The 21,759-nt window shown below is 61.7% G+C and carries 12 protein-coding genes and 3 rRNA genes; 6 read left to right on the top strand and 9 right to left on the bottom strand.

From position 1 onward, the window contains the following. Positions 1 to 51: 51 nt before the first annotated feature. The 4 genes from ACSSVG_RS05495 to ACSSVG_RS05510 are packed head-to-tail and all read left to right on the top strand — an operon-like array spanning position 52 to position 4,402. Entirely contained in the window at positions 52 to 1,053 is a 1,002-nt protein-coding gene (locus tag ACSSVG_RS05495; RefSeq protein WP_159708702.1) for an ABC transporter permease, read from the top strand. Continuing rightward, positions 1,050 to 2,105, top strand: coding sequence for an ABC transporter ATP-binding protein (locus ACSSVG_RS05500; RefSeq protein WP_492417760.1), 1,056 nt, complete (start codon positions 1,050 to 1,052; stop codon positions 2,103 to 2,105). Before ACSSVG_RS05495 ends, ACSSVG_RS05500 begins: the two co-directional genes overlap by 4 nt. A gap of 8 nt (positions 2,106 to 2,113) precedes the next feature. After that, the gene (locus tag ACSSVG_RS05505; protein WP_492417761.1) at positions 2,114 to 3,136 is read left to right on the top strand and encodes an ABC transporter ATP-binding protein; all 1,023 of its coding nucleotides are present in this window, start codon (positions 2,114 to 2,116) and stop codon (positions 3,134 to 3,136) included. 36 nt (positions 3,137 to 3,172) lie between these two features. Continuing rightward, positions 3,173 to 4,402, top strand: coding sequence for an amidohydrolase family protein (locus tag ACSSVG_RS05510; RefSeq protein WP_492417763.1), 1,230 nt, complete (start codon positions 3,173 to 3,175; stop codon positions 4,400 to 4,402). A 51-nt stretch (positions 4,403 to 4,453) separates the two neighbouring features. On the opposite strand, the gene ACSSVG_RS05515 is transcribed toward ACSSVG_RS05510, so the two are convergent. From ACSSVG_RS05515 to ACSSVG_RS05525, 3 genes are all read right to left on the bottom strand, one after another. Further along, on the bottom strand, positions 4,454 to 4,942 hold the full coding sequence (locus ACSSVG_RS05515; protein ID WP_492417765.1) for a pyridoxamine 5'-phosphate oxidase family protein: 489 nt from the start codon (positions 4,940 to 4,942) through the stop codon (positions 4,454 to 4,456). 101 nt (positions 4,943 to 5,043) lie between these two features. Then, complete coding sequence (locus ACSSVG_RS05520; protein ID WP_492417767.1) at positions 5,044 to 6,303, bottom strand: MFS transporter; 1,260 nt, start codon at positions 6,301 to 6,303, stop codon at positions 5,044 to 5,046. A 178-nt stretch (positions 6,304 to 6,481) separates the two neighbouring features. Continuing rightward, positions 6,482 to 7,927, bottom strand: a complete 1,446-nt coding sequence (locus tag ACSSVG_RS05525) for an FAD-binding oxidoreductase (RefSeq protein ID WP_492419147.1) — start codon at positions 7,925 to 7,927, stop codon at positions 6,482 to 6,484. A gap of 283 nt (positions 7,928 to 8,210) precedes the next feature. Here ACSSVG_RS05525 and ACSSVG_RS05530 point away from each other — a divergent pair, with 283 nt between their 5' ends. Beyond that, on the top strand, positions 8,211 to 9,956 hold the full coding sequence (locus ACSSVG_RS05530) for a glycoside hydrolase family 13 protein (RefSeq protein WP_492417768.1): 1,746 nt from the start codon (positions 8,211 to 8,213) through the stop codon (positions 9,954 to 9,956). Between the two features lie 19 nt (positions 9,957 to 9,975). Next, entirely contained in the window at positions 9,976 to 10,998 is a 1,023-nt protein-coding gene (locus tag ACSSVG_RS05535) for a LacI family DNA-binding transcriptional regulator (RefSeq protein WP_492417770.1), read from the top strand. Positions 10,999 to 11,007: 9 nt separating this feature from the next. Here the strand turns inward: ACSSVG_RS05535 and ACSSVG_RS05540 are convergent, their stop codons facing one another. The 6 genes from ACSSVG_RS05540 to ACSSVG_RS05565 form a co-directional block, all read right to left on the bottom strand. Further along, positions 11,008 to 11,490: a GNAT family N-acetyltransferase gene (locus ACSSVG_RS05540; protein ID WP_231343236.1), complete on the bottom strand. Its 483-nt coding sequence runs from the start codon at positions 11,488 to 11,490 to the stop codon at positions 11,008 to 11,010. Positions 11,491 to 11,521: 31 nt separating this feature from the next. Next, positions 11,522 to 12,016, bottom strand: a complete 495-nt coding sequence (locus ACSSVG_RS05545) for an SRPBCC domain-containing protein (protein ID WP_492417772.1) — start codon at positions 12,014 to 12,016, stop codon at positions 11,522 to 11,524. 103 nt (positions 12,017 to 12,119) lie between these two features. After that, positions 12,120 to 12,236 (bottom strand): 5S ribosomal RNA (gene rrf, locus ACSSVG_RS05550). A gap of 145 nt (positions 12,237 to 12,381) precedes the next feature. Next, positions 12,382 to 15,525 (bottom strand): 23S ribosomal RNA (locus ACSSVG_RS05555). Positions 15,526 to 16,075: 550 nt separating this feature from the next. Further along, positions 16,076 to 17,595, bottom strand: a 16S ribosomal RNA gene (locus ACSSVG_RS05560). Together the 16S, 23S and 5S rRNA genes form the textbook arrangement of a ribosomal RNA operon. Before the next feature lie 510 nt (positions 17,596 to 18,105). Beyond that, positions 18,106 to 21,759: a 1,4-alpha-glucan branching enzyme gene (locus ACSSVG_RS05565; protein WP_492417774.1), complete on the bottom strand. Its 3,654-nt coding sequence runs from the start codon at positions 21,757 to 21,759 to the stop codon at positions 18,106 to 18,108.

Genomic DNA, 21,759 nt, shown 5'->3' on the forward strand with positions numbered 1-21,759 from the left:
CAGAAGGAGAAGCGGGCCGCCTGCATCAGCGGGCGGCCCGCAACCACCACAATGATGACTTTCATTCTTCGCCGGACCGGATCGCTGGTATTGCTTCTAGCAGCGGTCAGTTTCATCACCTTCACCCTCTTCCAGCTTGGCCCCTCCGATCCAGCCGCGGCCGCCTGCGGACAGGAATGCACGCCCGAACGCGTCGCTGAGGCCCGCGTGGCCCTGGGCATGGACCAGCCGTTCTTGGTCCAGTACTTCGACTACATCCGCGGGCTCTTCTCCTCCCGGATGATCGGTGCCCCGGGAGCCCAGACCCTCTGCGAATGGCCGTGCCTGGGCAAGTCCTTCCAAACCAATGAGAACGTAGCGGACATCATCGGCCGCTCACTCCCTTACACGTTCTCCATGGCCATCGGCGCGCTGGTGCTGTGGACCATCACCGGCGTCGGGCTCGGCCTCATGGCCGCCCTGCGCAAGGGCTCCCCTGTCGATAAGTTCATTGTCGGCGCCGCCTCCGTGGGTGTTTCGCTGCCCATCCCGGTCACGGGCCTCTTCCTGCTGCTCCTGTTCGTCAACCAGCTGCACCTTTTGCCTTTCACTACCAACGAGATCAACAGCCCCTTTGGCCCGCAAGGACCGGGAGCATGGGTAGCCAACTACCTGCTGCCGTGGATCGCACTGGCCGTCCTCTTCAGTGCTTCCTACATCCGGGTGACGCGCACCAACATGATCGAGACATTCGGCGAAGACTTCATCCGGACAGCCCGCGCCAAGGGCCTGGCACCACGGACTGTGACGTTCAAGCACGGCGTACGGGCGGGCATCACCCCCGTGGTCACGATGCTCGGCATGGACATCGGCCTCCTTCTGGGCGGCGCAGTCCTCACCGAACAGATCTTCTCCGTCCCCGGCCTGGGATTCACCGCAGTGCACGCCGCCATCTCCGGCGACCTCCCTGTCACCATGGCCATCACCATGCTGGCCGCGTTCTTCGTCATCGTCGCCAACGTTGTGGTGGACCTCGCCTATGCCGCCATCGATCCCCGAGTGAGGCTCCAATGACCCAGTTACATACCACCGCGGCAGCGGCGGGCGCCCCGGCTTCAACCGCCACCGCCCCCTTCCTCGAGGTCCGGGACCTCACCGTGAAATTCCCGACGGACGACGGCGTTGTCTCCGCAGTGAACGGCATGGACTTCGCCCTGGAACGTGGCCAGACCCTGGGCATCGTGGGCGAATCCGGCTCCGGTAAGTCCGTCACCAGCCAGGCACTCATGGGCCTGCTCAAAGGCACATCAGCGCAGGTCAGCGGCCAGGCGATGTTCCAGGGCAAGGACCTGGTCACGCTGCCCGAGTCGGCCATGCGCCAACTCCGCGGCCGCAACATCGGCATGATCTTCCAGGATCCGCTCTCCGCCCTGCACCCCTTCTACACCGTGGGGCACCAGATTGCCGAGGCCTACCTGGTCCACAACAAGGCGAGCAAGAAGCAGGCCCGGGCGGCCGCCGTCGACATGCTGGGAAGGGTGGGTATCCCCAGCCCCGAGCAGCGCTACGACGAGTACCCGCACCATTTCTCAGGGGGCATGCGCCAGCGTGCCATGATCGCGATGGCGCTGATTTGCGAGCCCGAGCTGTTAATCGCCGACGAGCCCACCACCGCCCTGGACGTCACGGTCCAGGCCCAGATCCTGGACCTTATGTCCGAGCTCCAGGAGGAAAGCAACTCTGCGCTCATCCTCATCACGCATGATCTCGGTGTAGTCGCCGAGGTCTGCGACAACGTGCTGGTCATGTACGGCGGCCAGTGCGTCGAGTCCGGGCCGGTGGACGAAATCTTCTACGACACCCAGCACCCCTACACCCTCGGCCTGCTCAACTCGATGCCCACGCTCAACAGCTCCTCAAGCCGGCTGAACCCCATACCCGGCCAGCCGCCGTCGCTCCTTGACCTGCCCAAGGGCTGCATCTTCAGCGCACGGTGCCACTACGCCGAACTCGCCGGCGACGGCGTCTGTGCCAGCCAACGGCCCGAACTGAGGGTCGAGGACGGGCACGGAAAGCGCTGCCATTTGAGTGGCCCGCAGATCATCACCATCCGGAATTCGCGTTAGGACCCGCCATGGACAATCAGCCAATTCTCCAGGTGGAGAACCTGAAAAAGCATTTCCCGCTGAAGGGCGGCCTCCTTCCGGGGGCCGCCAAGAGATCGGTCAAAGCGGTCGACGGCGTGTCGTTCAGTCTTGCCCGAGGCCAGACGTTGGGGCTCGTGGGCGAGTCCGGATGCGGTAAGTCGACCACCGGACGCATGGTGGCGCGCCTCATGGACCCGACGGGCGGGCGGATTGTGATCGACGGCGTCGACATCAGCCAGCTGCGCGGCAAGGATCTGTACAACTTCCGGCGTAAGGTCCAGATGATCTTCCAGGATCCCTTTGCCTCGCTGAATCCCCGCCAAACCGTGGGCACGGCCATCGCGGCTCCCATGGTGGCGCAGAAGATCAACCCGCCGGGTGGGCTCAAGAACCGGGTGAAGGAACTCCTGGACCAGGTGGGGTTGAAGCCGGAGCACTACAACCGTTTCCCGCATGAGTTCTCCGGCGGCCAACGTCAACGCGTGGGTATTGCCCGCGCCATTTCCCTGAACCCTTCGGTGATTGTGTGCGACGAACCAGTGTCCGCCCTGGACGTCTCCGTTCAGGCCCAGGTGGTGAACCTGCTGCAGCAGATCCAGCGCGACACCGGCGTTTCCTACATCTTCATTGCGCACGACCTCTCCGTGGTCCGGCACATTTCCCACGAAGTTGCTGTGATGTACCTGGGCAAGATCGTGGAACAGGGGCCCCGTGACGAGCTCTTCCAGAACCCGCTGCACCCCTACACCAAGGCGCTGCTCTCGGCAGTGCCGCTGCCGGATCCCCGGGCCGCCCGCGAACAGGTAAAGATCCGGCTCCGCGGCGACCTGCCGTCTCCGGCCAATCCGCCCAGCGGCTGCGTCTTCCGGACCCGTTGCCCCTTGATCGGCACGCTTCCGGAAGAACAACGCCAACGCTGCATCGACCAGATTCCCACACCGGCCGCGCCTGCAGCCCCCGCCTGCCACCACGCAGGTATGGCGGCATCGGTCCTGGCTGGCGTGCAATAGACGCAGGCCATAGATTCACTACCAAAGGAGCAAACATTGAACACCCTGATCCGCGCCGTCCGCCCGTGGGGGCAAGCGCTCAGCGACGTCTCCCTTGTGGCGGGCGAAACAGGCGGCAAGATCACCGGCGTCGAGCCCCATGATCCGGCCCGCGCCGTTCCGGCCGGCGTCACCGTCGTGGAGGGGCGCGGACGCCTGCTGTTGCCGTCCTTCTCGGACGTCCACGTGCACCTGGATTCCACCCGCATCGGCTTACCCTTCCGTGAACACACAGGTGGTCCAGGCGTATGGACCATGATGATGAACGACCGTCAAAACTGGCGCAACGCCGAGGTCCCGCTGCAGGAGCGGGTGAACGACACCTTGGGACGGATGATCGCGCGGGGCACCACCCGTGTGCGTTCCTATGCGCAGGTGGATGTGGACTGCAGGCTGGAGCGTTTCGACGCCGTTGCTGCCGCCAAGGAGAAGTTCGCCGGCCAGGCTTCGGTGGATATCATCGCCTTCCCCCAGGCCGGTTTGTTGCTGGAGGAGGGCACTGTTGAGCTGATGGAAGAGGCGCTGAAGGCCGGTGCCAACGTCATGGGTGGCATTGATCCCTGCACCTTGGACAGGGACCCGGCGAAACACCTGGACATCGTGTTCGGCCTGGCCGAGAAATACCAGGTCCCTATCGATATCCACCTCCACGAACCCGGTGAACTGGGAGTCTTCAGCACCGACCTGGTACTGGAACGCACCCGAGCCCTGGGCATGCAGGGCAAAGTAACCATGTCCCACGCCTACCAATTGGGCAGCGTCAACGAAGCGACTACCCGCAGGCTGATTGATGCCTTCGCGGAGCTGGATGTCTCCCTGGCTTCGGTTGCTCCCTCCGCTGCTGGCCAGCTGCCCATCCCGCTGCTCACGGAGGCCGGAGTCCGGCTTGGCCTGGGCGAGGACGGCCAGCGCGACTACTGGTCTCCGTACGGCAACACCGACATGCTGGACCGGACGTGGCAACTCGCCTTCACCCATGGTTTCCGCAAGGACGAGTTGATCGAGCACTCCCTGGCCATCGCCACGATCGGTGGCGCGAGCATCCTTGACCCCAACGCGACCCGGCTCAAGGACACGTCCCACCGTCCCGGCGTCGAGGTTGGCGATCCTGCTGAACTGCTCCTGGTGGACGGTGAAACAGTGGCCTCCACAGTGATGGACCGTGGCAAGGACCGCACCGTGATCCACGCCGGCCGGGTGGTGGCTGACCAGCTGGAACTCGTCTAGCTGGCGCAGGAAACCCGCCCTCGTTTCGAGGGCGGGTTTTGGCGTTAAGGGTCACTCGCCCCGTGCCGTGGGTGCGTCATCCAGCGGTGTCCACCACGTCACCGCAGGGGTGACTGCGAAGCGGCGGCCCGTCACGCTGCCCGGATTGATCCGAATGAATTGGTCCTTCTGGCCCGCCTCCCATGGAAAGAGCAGGAGTCCGATGGTATCCAGCACGTCCTGGGTCAACTTAACGGCGGAGGCCTGCCCTTTGACCACCACGCTCCACGCCACGCCTGTTTCGGCGTTGACGCCATCGGCCTCGATGGCAACCGGAGCATCGCCGAGTGCCGCATGGAGCTTGGTGCCTTCGCCTGTCCGGAACACCATGGTTCCGTGGTCCACTTTGTAGTTCACGGGGAAGATGTCTGGGTGGTCATCCACCACCACGGCAAGCCTGCCCACTGAGACACCCCTAAGGAGCTCCCAACACTCGTTGGTCTCAAGGATCTCGGTGGCGGGTGTGCTTGGCTGATTGGTCCCTGATGGTGAGTTGGTCATATCGCCGAGGATACGCCGACGGCTTGCCACTCAACAGGCCTGCCGACGGCTGGCACAGCCAGGCCGACTCTGTTCGTTTCTCCCGGCTCGCCTGGGCAGGATCACCGAACAGGCGAGGGTTTCGCCCCGTCCTGCCGGGATATTTCAGCCCCTTCCACGTTCACAAGCGGTCCGCGGACAGCAAAGAATCCGGCACCGGCCAACACCACGGCTTCGGCAGCGAGCGCCCAGAACGTCACTTCCCAGCCGCCGGTCATGGTGTGCAGCAACCCTGCGAGCAGCGGACCGAGCGATGCCAACGCGAATCCAAGGCCCTGGCTCATGGCCGAGAGCCTCCCGGCTGATGGCGGCCCGGCGGATCGGATCACTACCAGCGCCATGGCCAGTCCGAACCCTGCGCTCTGGACAACTCCAAGAATCCCGACGGCGAGGAACTGCAGCTCAGCCGGTGCCGCGAGGACACCCAACAGCGCGAGAGCAACCGTCATTCCAAGCCCGGGCGCCATGATCCGCAGGACGGCGGGACGGCCAGCCACCACGGGGGCCAGCAAACTCGCTGGGAGCCCGGCAAGGCTGAACCATGCCAGCAAGGACGCGGCGTCGGCTGGCGACAGGCCCCGGGATACCAGATAGACAGCCAGCCAGGACGTGATGGCGAAGTACAGCATGGCCTGGAGGCCGAAGAAGGCAGTGACCGCCCATGCAGTCCCCTGCTTCCTGAGCGGCGTGGCGGGACCAGCACCTATGGTTGCTGTGCCCGCCGAGGTGGGTGCCGCCGTCGGGCGCCCTCCGGACCGCTGGATGAGGAACGCCCCCACCAGGGCGGGGACCGCCCACACGGCAAGCGCTGAGTGCAAGTTGCCGCCGAAGGCCTGCTCCAGTGGCTGGACCAGTCCGGCACCGAGCGCAGCTCCGAGCCCGAAGCCCATGGTGCAAAGGCCCGTCCACCACCCGCTGCCGCGGTTTGCCTTCACGATCTGGGGAACCAGTACGCTCGCAGTCATGATCGCGCTGCCGGCGAGGAACGTTCCGGGTAACAGGAGTGCCGGAACAGTAGCCCGGACAACCAGCGCCGCGGCCAGCACCAACAGGGCCACGGCAACGGCACGCCCGGTCCCGAGCCGGCGGGCCAACCATAGCCCCATCGGCCCCGAGACACCGAAAGCCAACACAGGCAAAGTCCCCAACAACGGAAGCAGCGCGGGGTCCAGGCCGAACACTCCGGGCACCTGGTTCATCACCCCGGCAACGGTAGTAATGGCCGGCCGAAGGTTGACCGACACCATGACGAGCGCCAGCAGCGACAAACCCGTCATCAGCCTCGGACCCAGTCCCGCTCCAGCCTGCCGATTCTTGCGCACGTCATTCCCCTCATAGCATCTTTGGTATACCAAATAAGACTATGGGGAGGATGATGGAAAGTAAATGCGGATAAACAAGCAGGCTGGATGTGACAATCGAAGGAGATGAGGCACTTTGGAATACCAACGAGGAGTCCAGTGGTTGGCATCGTCCCCTGCGGGACGCCCTAAGGCAGCGCTAGATGGCTTTCCCCGGATTCAGAATTCCCCGCGGATCGAACAACTCCTTGATCCGCCGCTGCAGCTCCCGCACCGGCTCGGGCTGCTCCAGGCCCAACCAACGCAGCTTGTACTGCCCGACGCCGTGCTCGCCAGTGATCGTTCCACCCATCTCCAGGCCCACGCGAATGGATTCGTCCAGGGCAGCATTGAGGCGCTGCAATGCGTCAGCATCGGCTGCGGGATCCACGCGGTCCATCCAGAAGGTGGGGTGCAGATTGCCGTCGCCGGCGTGGGCCACTACCTTGAGCCGGACCTGAAAACGGGCGGCCATGGCTTCGAGCGCTGCAACGAAGTCGACCAGCCGTGAGCGCGGGACAGCGATGTCCTCACCCACCCTGAATTCGTCGTCCACTTCGACGCCGCGGCTGTTGCGGCGGAGTTCCACCAGCATCTCGGCCTCAGCGCTGGCTTCCATGGTCACCGTAGCGCCGCCATCGGCCAGCACTTGCCGGACGACGTCTGCTTCCGCGGCCGCACCGAAGCCGTCGGTCTGGATCAGGAGCAGGGACTTGCCGCGCTTTTGCAGGTCGCCGCCGTGGAGTTCGTCCAGCTGTACCAGTGTTCCGTTGTCCAGGAGTTCCATGATGGCGGGCTGCACCCGGGCCCTGCCTACGGCCAGAACGCCTGCGGCTGCGCTGCGGAAGTCCCGGTAGAACGCCGCAATGGTGTGGACTTCGCGGGGCAGGTATTTCAGCCGAACCGTCACTCCCACCACGATGCCCAGCGTTCCTTCCGAGCCCACCAGCAGGGCAGTCAGGTCGTAGCCCGCCACGCCTTTGAACGTTTGGTGGCCGGTGTGCATCAACGAACCGTCCGCCATGACGACATCGAGCGCCAACACGGAATCGCGTGTCACGCCGTATTTGGCACACCGCAGTCCCCCGGCGTTGGTGGCCACGTTGCCACCGATGGTGGACATCTTGTAGCTTGCCGGGTCCGGCGCATACATCAGGCCGTGTTCGGCCGCGGCAGCGTTCAGCTCCGCGTTGATGACACCGGGTTCGACGACGGCGGTTTCGTCGTCGGGGTTCAGATCCAGGATCCGGTTCATCCGCTCGAGTCCCAGGACGATGCAGCCTTCGGTGGCATGGGCCCCGCCGGAGACGCCGGTTCCAGCACCCCTGGCGACGATCGGCACGCCATGTGCGGCGCATCTGCGGACGATGTGCTGCACGTCCTCCACGGATTCGGCCCAGACGACGGCCAGCGGTAAGTGCCGCTCAAGCATTGGCCCTTGGTCGATGGAGTAGACGGTGAGGGTTTCCTCATCCCCGGCTACTTGGTCGGCCCGGAGACCGGCCGCCAGCTCCTGCAGGAACGCTCGTTGCGCGGCTGTCTGCCGGAGCTCTTCCGGGTGACCAGCAGTGCGGTCCTTGATACGTTCCTCTGATGTACCGGCCATGGCCGTTTCGTCCGACAAGGTAATACCTCCACATGAGCGCCGCGGACACGCCAAATCGGCAGTCTTCGCAGCGTTTTCAGTGCTCACAGTCTAGCCAGAGCGGCATGGCTCATCGTCGGCGGGGCCCGGGACCCGGCAGGAACCACCCTCCTGCAAGCGCTTCCAAACGATCTACACCGAACGGGATGCCGTGAAATACCAATGCGATCTGGTCCCCTAAAAGACAGGACACTTCCTATTGGAAGCGTTTCCAATTCCCTGAAATGTCTTTTACGATGTGACCATGTCCGTCGATTCCTTGCTCCCGGTTGAGGCCCACCAGCCCCCTGCAGCATTCACTCAGCTCACGCCTGTTCATGACGCCTCCACGGCGCACGGGTGGTGGCGTTCCGCCGTGATCTACCAGATCTACCCGCGGTCCTTCCGCGATCTGAACGGTGACGGCGTAGGTGACCTGGCTGGTATCACGGCGGAACTCGCGCAGCTTGCGAACCTGGGCGTCGACGCCGTGTGGTTGTCTCCGTTCTACCGCTCACCCCAGCGGGACGCGGGATACGACGTCAGCGACTACTGCGATGTCGATCCTCTGTTCGGCACCTTGGCCGACTTCGATGCCCTCATCGCAGAAGCCAACCGACTCAACCTCCGCGTGATCGCGGACCTCGTTCCCAACCACTGTTCAGACCAGCACGTCGCCTTCCAAGCGGCACTCACAGCTGGCGCCAACAGCCCCGAGCGCGACATGTTCATCTTCCGGGACGGACAAGGACCCGACGGCAACGAACCTCCCAACAACTGGCAGTCCCACTTCGGCGGCCCGGCATGGACGCGCATCACCGAGCCGAACGGACAGCCCGGACAATGGTTCCTGCACCTGTTCGACTCATCACAGCCTGATTTCAACTGGGACAACCCTGCCGTCCACGCCGAGTTCGAACGCGTCCTCCGCTTCTGGCTTGACCGCGGCATTTCCGGCTTCCGCGTGGACGTGGCACACGCACTCGTCAAAGCCGCCGGCCTCCCCAACTGGGGCGGCCGCGCCGACGGCAACAGCTCCGACGGATTCCCGGGTCACGACGCACCCATGTTTGGCCAGCCGGCCCTGCACGACATCTACCGCCGCTGGCGTTCCATCCTGGAAGACTACGGCCCGGACCGCATCCTCTGCGCCGAAGCGAACGTGGATCCGCTCCCCCGGCTGGCACAGTGGGTCCGCCCTGACGAGATGCACCAGGCCTTCAACTTCCCGTACCTGCATGCCGGCCTGGACATCAACCGGCTGCGCCACATCATCACCGATTCCTTGGTCTCGCTGGACGCAGTAGGCGCCCCCAGCACGTGGGTGCTGTCCAACCACGATGTAGTCCGGCATGTCACACGCTTCGGGTACAACGGCCCCGGTCCCCGCGACGGCGACGGCATCGGCCCTGACGACGCCCAGCCCAACGAAGAACTCGGACGACGCCGGGCTGCCGCGGCCACCATGTTCATGCTCGGCCTGCCCGGTGGCGCCTACCTTTACCAGGGCGAGGAACTGGGCCTCCCCGACTCCACCAGCATTCCCGGCACCATGCGCCAGGATCCTACCTTCGCCCGTACCGGGGGTGCGCGCATCGGCCGCGACGGCTGCCGGGTACCGCTCCCCTGGAGGTCCGCCGAGCCGCACGCCGGTTTCGGCGGCGGCCTGGATCCGTGGCTGCCGCAACCCGAGTCCTGGCCGGCCCTGGCCAGGGACAAGCAGGAGTCCGATCCGGCGTCGCACCTAAACCTCTACAGGGAGATGCTCGCCCAGCGTGCCGCGCACCGTCTCGGCCAGGGATCCCTCGCCTGGGTGGAGGACTATTGCACATGGTCTTCGCTGGCCTACCTCAACGGCACTACCTTGGTGATCATGAACGTCGGGACTGACCCGATGCCGCTCCCGGCAGGCCAGACGGTTCTGCGCAGCTCCGCGGCGGGAACCGGCGCTGATCAACCAGACGCTGATCAACTAGGCTCTGGGGAGACAATCTGGCTGACAGTCAGCTGATTTTTGCATGAGGAGCGGCATGACCGGCATCAAGGACGTAGCCGAGCGCGCAGGGCTGTCCGTTGCCACTGTTTCACGCGCGCTGAGCGGTAAGGGCAACGTATCCCCGAGCAGCCGCGAACGGGCACGCTCCGCAGCTGCTGAGCTCGGTTTTGTGTTGTCCTATCACGCCTCAAGCCTGGCCTCCGGTCGCACGCACAACGTCGGCTTGGTTGTCCCCTCGGTGCACCGCTGGTTCTTCTCAGCGGTAATCGAGGGCGCCTCCGCCGCCCTGCTCCAGGCCGGCTACGACCTCACGCTGTACAACATCGGCGAAAACCCCGCGCATCGGCACAGTGTCTTCAACGACTTCCTGCTGCGCAAACGCGTGGACGCAGTCATTGCAGTCTCCCTGGAACTCAGCGAAGCCGAAATTCAGCAGCTCCATGCAATGAACAGGCCGATTGTGGGTATTGGTGGCCCGCTGCCGGGAGCCTCCACCATCAGGATCGACGACACCGGAATCGCCATGAAGGCCACCAACCACCTCCTTGGCTTGGGTCATACCAAAATCGCGCACGTCACCGGTCATGAGGCCTACGACCAGGACTTCCATCTTCCTGGAACCCGTCGCGGCGGTTTCGAAAAAGCCATGAACGACGCCGGCTGTCCAGTCAGGCCCGAATGGATCGTTTCTGCGGACTTCACCGTTGAAGGCGCCTACAAGGCAGCCAGGCAACTGCTGGCAAGCGCGCCCGAACGTCCCACCGCGGTGTTCGCAGCATCCGACGAAATGGCCATCGGCACCATTCTGGCGGCCCGGGACTTCGGGCTGCGCATCCCGGATGACCTGTCAGTGGTGGGCATCGACGGACATGACCTGGGCAACGTCCTGGGCCTGACCACCATCGACCAGGACGCCAAGGGCCAGGGAGCCTTGGCCGTGCGCACCCTCCTGGGCGCGATCAGCAATGGCCTGGTCCTGGAACCAGCCGACGCGGAACACCCCACGAGGCTCGTGGTGCGGACAAGCACGGCCGTGCCGAAGGAGTCCTCTTCCTAGCCCTGGCTTCTATGTCAGGCAGCGAACCATCACAAGCTCCAGCTTGGACGTGTCCTGCGGATACGGCCTGCTTGCACCGGTGGTTTCGAAGCCGTGCCGCCTATAGAAGGCCAACGCCCGGGTGTTATCCTCATGGACCCCGAGCTCCAGGAGTTCCGCCGCCAGCTCCTGCGCTGCGGCTTTGCACGATTCGTGGAGCAGTTCGTCAGCCAAACCCAATCCACGGTGCTCCGGGGCGACATAGACGCTGATGAGCATCGCCTGCAGGGGCTTCTGTGGCTCCTGCGGGTGTTTGACCACTACTCGCATCAGTGCACAAATTTTGCTGCCCTCCACACCGGCGTCAGCCACCAAAGTGATACTGGCATCCCCGGACATGGCCGCCGCACGTTCCTGCCACTGCGTATCAGTCTGCCGGCGGGCAGCATCCAGGCTCTCGATGTAGGCCATGGGTGTATCCGAGAGCATCTCGAGGCGGACTGCCTTCAGCAACCGCCAATCATTGGCGTGGAGTCTGCGGATCCTAGGCAACGGCTCCGCCCATGAATCTCACATAGCGTTCAAGGACGTCTGGCCAGCCTTCGGCGTAGGATGCACGAGAAGCAGCAGGATCTTCGGCGCCTTCCCAACCGTCATGGACCAGCCGGACTTCGGTGCCATCATCCACAGCCCGGAAGGCAACCCGGATCTCAGTGGACCACAGAGGTGTGCTGGCCGGATACCAGCTGGCGTGGAAGGACAGCGGAGGCTGCCAATCGTCGATGGTCCCCCACACCGACGTACGGCCATCCTCTGCGGTCTCCAGGATCAGGTTTTCCTCGAACTCAACGTGCGATCCTGCGCCGAAGACACTCTCCTTCTCCAAGGGCCACCACAGGTGGGGATGATCGGTGAATCCCTGGAATGCATGCGGGACGTTCGTGGGAACCACGACGGTGATGATGAGAGGCTCCAAGGCATCACCGTCCTGCCGGGACGGCTCGGGTTCCGATGCGGGGTGGCTGAAGAGGTTTTCCATGACCACCAACTCTACCGGTGGCAAAAGGCACACAGGTGGGTTAAACAAGGGTGTTAAATGTGAAGAGCCCCGACCGTCGTGGTCGGGGCTCTTCCTAATGTGTGTCCGGCGGTGTCCTACTCTCCCACACCCTCCCGGGTGCAGTACCATCGGCGCTGTGGGTCTTAGCTTCCGGGTTCGGAATGGGACCGGGCGTTTCCCCCACGCTATGACCGCCGTAACTTTGTTACCCGTCCGCACCCCGGTGGTGGGGTGGGTGGGAAGTGTGGTTACAACTGTGGTGTTGTTATTTTGTTGTGTTTTTGTTCCTGGAACAAGCGGGTTGTTGTTCGGGAACCACATAGTGGACGCGTGCAGTGTGTTGTGTGGTGTAAGTTGTTGGCCTATTAGTACCGGTCAGCTTCACGAGTCTTTAGTCCTCGCTTCCACATCCGGCCTATCAACCCAGTGGTCTGGCTGGGGGCCTCTCACACATAATGTGTATGGAAATCTCATCTTGAAGCGAGCTTCCCGCTTAGATGCTTTCAGCGGTTATCCCATCCGAACGTAGCTAATCAGCGATGCACTTGGCAGTACAACTGACACACCAGAGGTTCGTCCGTCCCGGTCCTCTCGTACTAAGGACAGCCCTTCTCAAATTTCCTGCGCGCGCAGCGGATAGGGACCGAACTGTCTCACGACGTTCTAAACCCAGCTCGCGTACCGCTTTAATGGGCGAACAGCCCAACCCTTGGGACCTACTCCAGCCCCAGGATGCGACGAGCCGACATCGAGGTGCCAAACCATGCCGTCGATATGGACTCTTGGGCAAGATCAGCCTGTTATCCCCGAGGTACCTTTTATCCGTTGAGCGACGGCCATTCCACAATGTACCGCCGGATCACTAGTCCCGACTTTCGTCCCTGCTTGAGATGTCTCTCTCACAGTCAAGCTCCCTTGTGCACTTACACTCGACACCTGATTGCCAACCAGGCTGAGGGAACCTTTGGGCGCCTCCGTTACTTTTTAGGAGGCAACCGCCCCAGTTAAACTACCCATCAGGCACTGTCCCTGACCCGGATCACGGGCCGAAGTTAGATGTCCAAAGTGACCAGAGTGGTATTTCAACGATGACTCCACCCGAACTGGCGTCCGGGTTTCAACGTCTCCCACCTATCCTACACAAGCCACTCCGAACACCAATACCAAACTATAGTAAAGGTCTCGGGGTCTTTCCGTCCTGCTGCGCGTAACGAGCATCTTTACTCGTACTGCAATTTCGCCGAGTTTATGGTTGAGACAGCGGGGAAGTCGTTACTCCATTCGTGCAGGTCGGAACTTACCCGACAAGGAATTTCGCTACCTTAGGATGGTTATAGTTACCACCGCCGTTTACTGGGGCTTAAATTCTCAGCTTCGCCACAAGTGGCTAACCGGTCCTCTTAACCTTCCAGCACCGGGCAGGAGTCAGTCCGTATACATCGTCTTGCGACTTCGCACGGACCTGTGTTTTTAGTAAACAGTCGCTTCCCCCTGGTCTCTGCGGCCCACACCCGCTCACGGAGAGCAAGTCTCCATCACGGGGCAGGCCCCCCTTCTCCCGAAGTTACGGGGGCATTTTGCCGAGTTCCTTAACCATAATTCTCTCGATCGCCTTGGTATTCTCTACCTGATCACCTGTGTCGGTTTGGGGTACGGGCGGCTAAAACCTCGCGTCGATGCTTTTCTTGGCAGCATAGGATCACCGGATCCCCCCAAACGGGAGTCCCATCAGATCTCAGGATTGTGCTCGAAACACACAGGAACGGATTTGCCTATCCCTGACCCTACATCCTTAGACCGGGGCAACCATCGCCCGGCCCGGCTACCTTCCTGCGTCACACCTGTTAATACGCTTACCTCCCGGGATCAGGTCCCGCGCTCGGCCAAAACCCACAACACCACAAGGGTGAGCGGGCAGGCTCCGGGCGGTTAGTATCCCCCGCTTGGCATGGGCGGTTTTTCGCCGGTACGGGAATATCAACCCGTTGTCCATCGACTACGCCTGTCGGCCTCGCCTTAGGTCCCGACTTACCCAGGGCAGATTAGCTTGACCCTGGAACCCTTGATCATTCGGCGGACGGGTTTCTCACCCGTCTTTCGCTACTCATGCCTGCATTCTCACTCGTGTAGGCTCCACCGCTGGTTTCCACCGCGACTTCACTGCCCACACGACGCTCCCCTACCACTCCACACCCCTGAACCACGAAGGCTAGGGCAATGTGTGAAATCCACAACTTCGGCGGTGTACTTGAGCCCCGCTACATTGTCGGCGCGGAATCACTTGACCAGTGAGCTATTACGCACTCTTTCAAGGATGGCTGCTTCTAAGCCAACCTCCTGGTTGTCTTCGCAACTCCACATCCTTTCCCACTTAGCACACGCTTAGGGGCCTTAGTTGGTGGTCTGGGCTGTTTCCCTCTCGACTATGAAGCTTATCCCCCACAGTCTCACTGCTGCGCTCTCACTTACCGGCATTCGGAGTTTGGCTGACGTCAGTAACCTTGTAGGGCCCATCGGCCATCCAGTAGCTCTACCTCCGGCAAGAAACACGCAACGCTGCACCTAAATGCATTTCGGGGAGAACCAGCTATCACGGAGTTTGATTGGCCTTTCACCCCTACCCACAGCTCATCCCCTCCATTTTCAACTGAAGTGGGTTCGGTCCTCCACGACGTCTTACCGTCGCTTCAACCTGGCCATGGGTAGATCACTCCGCTTCGGGTCTAGATCACGCCACTACACTCGCCCTATTCAGACTCGCTTTCGCTACGGCTACCCCACACGGGTTAACCTCGCGACGTAACACTAACTCGCAGGCTCATTCTTCAAAAGGCACGCCGTCACCAGAATCAGACTGGCTCCGACGGATTGTAAGCACACGGTTTCAGGTACTGTTTCACTCCCCTCCCGGGGTACTTTTCACCTTTCCCTCACGGTACTGGTCCGCTATCGGTCATTAGGAAGTATTTAGGCTTATCAGGTGGTCCTGACAGATTCGCACGGGATTTCTCGGGCCCCGTGCTACTTGGGATCCTCTCCAGGCGGCACACAACATTACGGTTACGGGGCTCACACCCTCTCTGGCCGGCCTTTCAAGACCGTTCACCTATGCTCATGCTCTCACCCCATTGGTCCGGCAGAACCAAAACGGAAAGTCCCACAACCCCGCCCATGCAACGCCCGCCGGCTATCACACATGGAACGGTTTAGCCTCATCCGCGTTCGCTCGCCACTACTAACGGAATCACTCTTGTTTTCTCTTCCTGCGGGTACTGAGATGTTTCACTTCCCCGCGTTCCCCCCACGCACCCTATGTGTTCAGATGCGGGTCACACAATCACCATGACAGCGTTGTGCGGGGTTTCCCCATTCGGACATCCTGGGATCAACGCTCGGTTATCAACTCCCCCAGGCTTATCGCAGATTCCTACGTCCTTCTTCGGCTCCTAATGCCAAGGCATCCACCGTGTGCCCTTAAAAACTTGACCACACAAAGATCAAAAACTTACTCGAGAGAACCACGACCACAAGGGCCAGGTTCATTCATAAGAAATTGCTGTAAGAACACACACACCAACCCCCAAAAGGATCAGCCACGTGCGTGCTCTAGATGCTCGCGTCCACTATGTAGTTCTCAAACAACAACCCCATCAACCAGACCACCACCCACCACAACCCACACAGGGCTGAAAACAGTGACCAGCAGTACCGGAAGCAGGAACAAAAGAAACACCAGAAGTGCCCCCCTGCATTGCTGCAAAAAGGTCCTGTTGCCTCAGGACCCAACAGTGCGCCAAACACAACCCCCACAAACCGCACGCCCCGGCCACGTTCCAAACAACACCACACCCCAAAGAGGCACAGGTCGCCGTACTGGCACCAGGACACAACCGGTAAAGGCCATGCCAAACAAGTTTGATTCGTTGATATTCCACCCATGAGCACCCACCGCAGAACAGACGCCTGCGCAATGGGCAACACTGACAACCACCACCACACCCATGCAGGCACAGCAACCAGTTGCAAGCAGCTCCTTAGAAAGGAGGTGATCCAGCCGCACCTTCCGGTACGGCTACCTTGTTACGACTTAGTCCCAATCGCCGGTCCCACCTTCGACGGCTCCCCCCACAAGGGTTAGGCCACCGGCTTCGGGTGTTACCAACTTTCGTGACTTGACGGGCGGTGTGTACAAGGCCCGGGAACGTATTCACCGCAGCGTTGCTGATCTGCGATTACTAGCGACTCCGACTTCATGGGGTCGAGTTGCAGACCCCAATCCGAACTGAGACCGGCTTTTTGGGATTAGCTCCACCTCACAGTATCGCAACCCTTTGTACCGGCCATTGTAGCATGCGTGAAGCCCAAGACATAAGGGGCATGATGATTTGACGTCGTCCCCACCTTCCTCCGAGTTGACCCCGGCAGTCTCCTATGAGTCCCCGCCATAACGCGCTGGCAACATAGAACGAGGGTTGCGCTCGTTGCGGGACTTAACCCAACATCTCACGACACGAGCTGACGACAACCATGCACCACCTGTAAACCGACCGCAAGCGGGGCACCTGTTTCCAGGTATTACCGGTTCATGTCAAGCCTTGGTAAGGTTCTTCGCGTTGCATCGAATTAATCCGCATGCTCCGCCGCTTGTGCGGGCCCCCGTCAATTCCTTTGAGTTTTAGCCTTGCGGCCGTACTCCCCAGGCGGGGCACTTAATGCGTTAGCTACGGCGCGGAAAACGTGGAATGTCCCCCACACCTAGTGCCCAACGTTTACGGCATGGACTACCAGGGTATCTAATCCTGTTCGCTCCCCATGCTTTCGCTCCTCAGCGTCAGTTAATGCCCAGAGACCTGCCTTCGCCATCGGTGTTCCTCCTGATATCTGCGCATTTCACCGCTACACCAGGAATTCCAGTCTCCCCTACATCACTCTAGTCTGCCCGTACCCACTGCAGAACCGGAGTTGAGCCCCGGTCTTTCACAGCAGACGCGACAAACCGCCTACGAGCTCTTTACGCCCAATAATTCCGGATAACGCTTGCGCCCTACGTATTACCGCGGCTGCTGGCACGTAGTTAGCCGGCGCTTCTTCTGCAGGTACCGTCACTTTCGCTTCTTCCCTACTGAAAGAGGTTTACAACCCGAAGGCCGTCATCCCTCACGCGGCGTCGCTGCATCAGGCTTGCGCCCATTGTGCAATATTCCCCACTGCTGCCTCCCGTAGGAGTCTGGGCCGTGTCTCAGTCCCAGTGTGGCCGGTCACCCTCTCAGGCCGGCTACCCGTCGTCGCCTTGGTAGGCCATTACCCCACCAACAAGCTGATAGGCCGCGAGTCCATCCAAAACCACAAAAGCTTTCCACCCCCCACCATGCGATGAGGAGTCATATCCGGTATTAGACCCAGTTTCCCAGGCTTATCCCAGAGTCAAGGGCAGGTTACTCACGTGTTACTCACCCGTTCGCCACTAATCCCCCAGCAAGCTGGGATCATCGTTCGACTTGCATGTGTTAAGCACGCCGCCAGCGTTCATCCTGAGCCAGGATCAAACTCTCCGTTGAAGTAAAACAAATCAAACAGACACAACCACACCCACCGGAAATAACGGCGAACACGGCTGCACAAAATTCGAAACCAGCTGAAAACCAGCCCACCACACACGGGGGTGCATGACAGAACTGGCATAAATTTCAACCAATCAATAAAACAATCGGTATCAACAAACTTGGCACACTATTGAGTTCTCAAACAACAGACACAACCGGCACCACCCACACCCCACAGGGTCCAGGATCGCTCCGGAGCAACTTTTCAAACTTACCCGCTGCCTGCCTCCGGGTCAAATCGGCGAACTTGACTTGATTTTCCTAGCGGTTTCTTGTCAGCTTCACCGTCCTCCACTGGGGAGCAGCGCGGGTACTAACTATACCCCTACTCGGCCGGGATAGCAAAACCGCTCAGCGACATGCCTCTTCGTTCGAGGAAAATCCCCGGAAACAAAAGGAAGAGGGCCCGGAGCGCGTGGCTCCGGACCCCTCACGGCCTACTGAATCCCCCTAGGAGCCAGGTCTCTACTCAGCTGGCGTGAACCAGGAAGCGCCAAGAGGCGGAAGCGTGATGGTCAACGCTGCGGGCTGACCGTCGGTCCCTGGCGCCGAAGCCTTCAGCGATCCCGCATTGACCACACCCGAACCGCCATACGTTTCGGAGTCGGTGTTCAGGACTTCCCTCCACTCCCCAGAAGACGGAACTCCCAGGATGTAGTCCTGGTGCGGGCCGCCTGAGAAGTTGACGGCGCATACCAACGGCTTGCCGTTGTGATCCCAGCGAATGAACGTCAGGACGTTGTGGTCCGCATCCCCGCCATTGATCCACTGGAAACCACCGGCCTCGTTGTCCCGTTCGTAGAGGGCCGGCGTGGACGAGTAAATCCCGTTCAGGTCCTTGACCAGCAGCTGGAGTCCCCGGTGGGCGGGAATGTCGGCGAGGAACCAGTCCAGTCCATATTGCTCGGACCATTCGGCCTCCTGTCCAAACTCGCTGCCCATGAAGATGAGCTGTTTGCCCGGGTGTGCCCACTGGTAGGCGAAGAAGGCCCGGAGGTTTGCCAGCTGCTGCCAACGGTCACCAGGCATCTTCCGGAGCATCGAACCCTTGCCGTGAACTACCTCGTCGTGGCTGATGGGCAGCAGGAAGTTCTCCGTGAAGGCGTAGACCATGGAGAACGTGATGGTGCCGTGATGCCATTTGCGGTTGATGGGGTCTTCGGAGATGTACTTCAGGGAGTCGTGCATCCATCCCATGTTCCACTTCAGGCCGAAGCCCAGGCCGCCGTGGTTGGTGGGGGCGGTAACCCCCGGGAACGCGGTGGATTCCTCGGCGATGATGATGGCGCCCGGGTGCGACTTGTAAACCGTCGCGTTGACTTCCTGCATAAAGGAAATTGCTTCGAGGTTTTCGCGTCCGCCGAACTTGTTGGGCCGCCACTGTCCTTCCTCACGGGAGTAGTCCAGGTAGATCATGGAGGCCACGGCGTCCACGCGCAGGCCATCGATGTGGAACTCCTCCAGCCAGTACAGCGCATTGGCCACCAGGAAGTTCCTGACCTCGCTGCGTCCGAAGTCGAAGATCAAAGTTCCCCAGTCGGGGTGCTCGCCGAGTGCGGGGTCGGAGTGCTCGTACAGCGGCTGGCCGTCAAACTGTGCCAGCGCCCAGGAATCCTTGGGGAAGTGGGCTGGTACCCAGTCCAGGAGGACGCCAATGCCCGCCTGGTGCAGCGAGTCCACCAGGAACCGGAACTCATCCGGGTGCCCGAACCGCGACGTCGGCGCGAAGTAGGACGTCACTTGGTAGCCCCAGGATCCGCCGAAGGGGTGCTCCGCCACCGGCATGAACTCAACGTGCGAGAAGCCAAGCCATGTGACGTATTCCACGAGCTCCTTGGCCAGTTCTTTGTAGCCAAGGCCCAGGCGCCACGAGCCCAAATGGACTTCGTAGACGCTCATGGGTGAGTTATGCGGGTCCTTCTGAGCGCGGGCACTCATCCATTCCGCGTCCTTGAAGCGGTAGCTGGGATCCACGACGCGTGAGGCGGTCAGCGGCGGAACCTCGGTGCCGAAAGCCAAGGGATCGGCCTTCTCTACCCAGTGACCTCCCTTGGTGAGGATCTCGTATTTGTAGCACGCCCCTGCTACAACACCCGGAATGAACAGTTCCCAGACGCCGGACGAACCCAGCGAGCGCATTCCATGCGAGCGCCCGTCCCATCCATTGAAGTCGCCCTTAACCCGGACAGCCTGGGCGTTCGGTGCCCAGACGGCGAACGAGACCCCATCTACATCGCCGAGCGCGGAACTGTAGTGCTGCACGTGGGCACCGAGGACGTCCCAAAGGCGTTCGTGGCGACCTTCGCCGATGAGGTGCAGGTCCACCTCACCTACGGTAGGCAGGTAGTGGTACGGGTCATCGATGGTGACCGGTTCGGCGTCGTACACCACTTCCAAACGGTAGTCCGGCACGTGGCCGGCCTGCAGCGGTTCCAGGACGGCAACCCACACGCCATGCGCTTCGTGAGTCATTTCCGTGCGGCCGGTTTCGGTCACCACCACCACGGACTTGGCGAGGTGCTTCACCGTTCGGATGGTGACGTGGCCGTGGTCGTCCAGATGTGCGCCGAGAACAGAGTGCGGCGCATGGTAGGCGCCGGCTGCCACGCGTTCCAAGGTCTCGGTGTCCACATGCAGTGGGACTCGCGGCCGTTCGGTGCGTGCAGAGCCAGTCATGTCTTTACCTTCCGCTATAGCTGCCGCATGCTTGCCGCGGCTTGAGTTGTCGAGGATTTTTCGCGATGCATTCACCGGTATGGACAGCCAGTCGGGCCGGTTCCGCAGCTCGTAAACCACCTCGTATAAAGCCTTGTCCAGCCACAATGCCACAAAGAGCGGCGAGCGGCGGTCCATGGTTCCGGGAGTGACTTCGATGTACCCCTCAAGGAACGCTTCTGCGCACTCGTCCACCCAGGAGTCGGGAACCTTGGCGTTCGCATTTTCGCGCGTCGCGGCACCGGCAGCGTAGTCGAACGAGCGCAGCATGCCCGTGACATCGCGGAGGGGAAGATCGGGAGTATTACGTTCATCGATGGTCCGTAGCGGCTCGCCCTCGAAGTCGAGGATCGCCCAACGTCCCGGCTGCCCCTCGGCGCCGGGAACCAAAAGGATCTGCCCCAGGTGCAGGTCACCGTGCACACGCTGCAACCGGCCAACGTCCCGGGGATCCAGAGCCGCCAGCAGCTCTTCCAGATTGTCGTCATAAGGCCCGACGGCGGATGCGGCTTCTGCCCACGACTGGCGGACGCGCCGGACAACAGTTGCGATGATGTCCGGGCCCTGTTCCTGGCCCTCCTGGATTCCAAAGGTTTGCGCGAGCCTGGCGTGGACCGTGGCGGTGGCCGCCCCCAGCCCACGGGCCTCGGCGGTGAAGTCCTTGCCGGCTGCTGCGGCCTCTACTGCCAACCGCCAGGCGTCCAATCCACCGACCAGGAATTCGTGGGCTACAGTCAGCTCGCCAGTCGCCGCTGCTGTACCGTTCGACGCCGGTCCGTCCCACGAGCCCGTGATCCAGCCGAGCGTCGCGGGAACCTCACTGGTCCCGGCTGCGGTCAGGGCGGCACCCAGTTCAACCTCGGGATTCCTGCCAGCCGCCAGCACTCGGAAGATCTTCACGATCGCCGCCGAATGGCCGTCGTCGATGATGACGGACGTGTTGGACTGCTCCCCGGACAGAACGCGTACGGAGGTGGGTGTTTCCGGGAGCGCGACGCGTCCACGCGTCAGGTGCCCCTGGGCGAGTCCCACCAGGCCCTCGCTGCGCATCAACTCCAACCAGGCGGCGACGAACCCGGCGTCGAAGACGGCGTCGTAGATCAGGTGGAGGCCCGAATCGTCGGTAAACTCACCCACCAAGGCGGCCGGAGCGTCCACCAGCGGTTGGCTCCGATAGCTCAACGGAACCTGGACCACGTCGGTCCGGGGACCGCCGTCGGCCGTCCGGTAGGTCACGGCCAGCAGCACCACCTCAAAAGCAGCGTCACCGCCAGTGCCCGGGAGGCTGAAACCGCCCACCTGCTCCAGCGCAAAATCGGGGCTATTGACCGGGAACCAGCGCTTGCCTGGAAGCCAGTTACGGAGAAGTCCTTCAACGGAGGGGTTCAAGTTGTCCTTGCTCAT

The sequence above is a fragment of the Paenarthrobacter sp. E2MeOHC11 genome (genome assembly GCF_058744955.1).

Excerpts from the sequence above, each read along its gene's own strand:
- ACSSVG_RS05495 (WP_159708702.1), top strand. The coding sequence starts at position 52 with ATGATGACTTTCATTCTTCGCCGGACCGGATCGCTGGTATTGCTTCTA.
- ACSSVG_RS05500 (WP_492417760.1), top strand. The coding sequence starts at position 1,050 with ATGACCCAGTTACATACCACCGCGGCAGCGGCGGGCGCCCCGGCTTCA.
- ACSSVG_RS05505 (WP_492417761.1), top strand. The coding sequence starts at position 2,114 with ATGGACAATCAGCCAATTCTCCAGGTGGAGAACCTGAAAAAGCATTTC.
- ACSSVG_RS05515 (WP_492417765.1), bottom strand. The coding sequence starts at position 4,942 with ATGACCAACTCACCATCAGGGACCAATCAGCCAAGCACACCCGCCACC.
- ACSSVG_RS05525 (WP_492419147.1), bottom strand. The coding sequence starts at position 7,927 with ATGGCCGGTACATCAGAGGAACGTATCAAGGACCGCACTGCTGGTCAC.
- ACSSVG_RS05530 (WP_492417768.1), top strand. The coding sequence starts at position 8,211 with ATGTCCGTCGATTCCTTGCTCCCGGTTGAGGCCCACCAGCCCCCTGCA.
- ACSSVG_RS05535 (WP_492417770.1), top strand. The coding sequence starts at position 9,976 with ATGACCGGCATCAAGGACGTAGCCGAGCGCGCAGGGCTGTCCGTTGCC.
- ACSSVG_RS05545 (WP_492417772.1), bottom strand. The coding sequence starts at position 12,016 with ATGGAAAACCTCTTCAGCCACCCCGCATCGGAACCCGAGCCGTCCCGG.
- ACSSVG_RS05565 (WP_492417774.1), bottom strand. The coding sequence starts at position 21,759 with ATGAGCAAGGACAACTTGAACCCCTCCGTTGAAGGACTTCTCCGTAAC.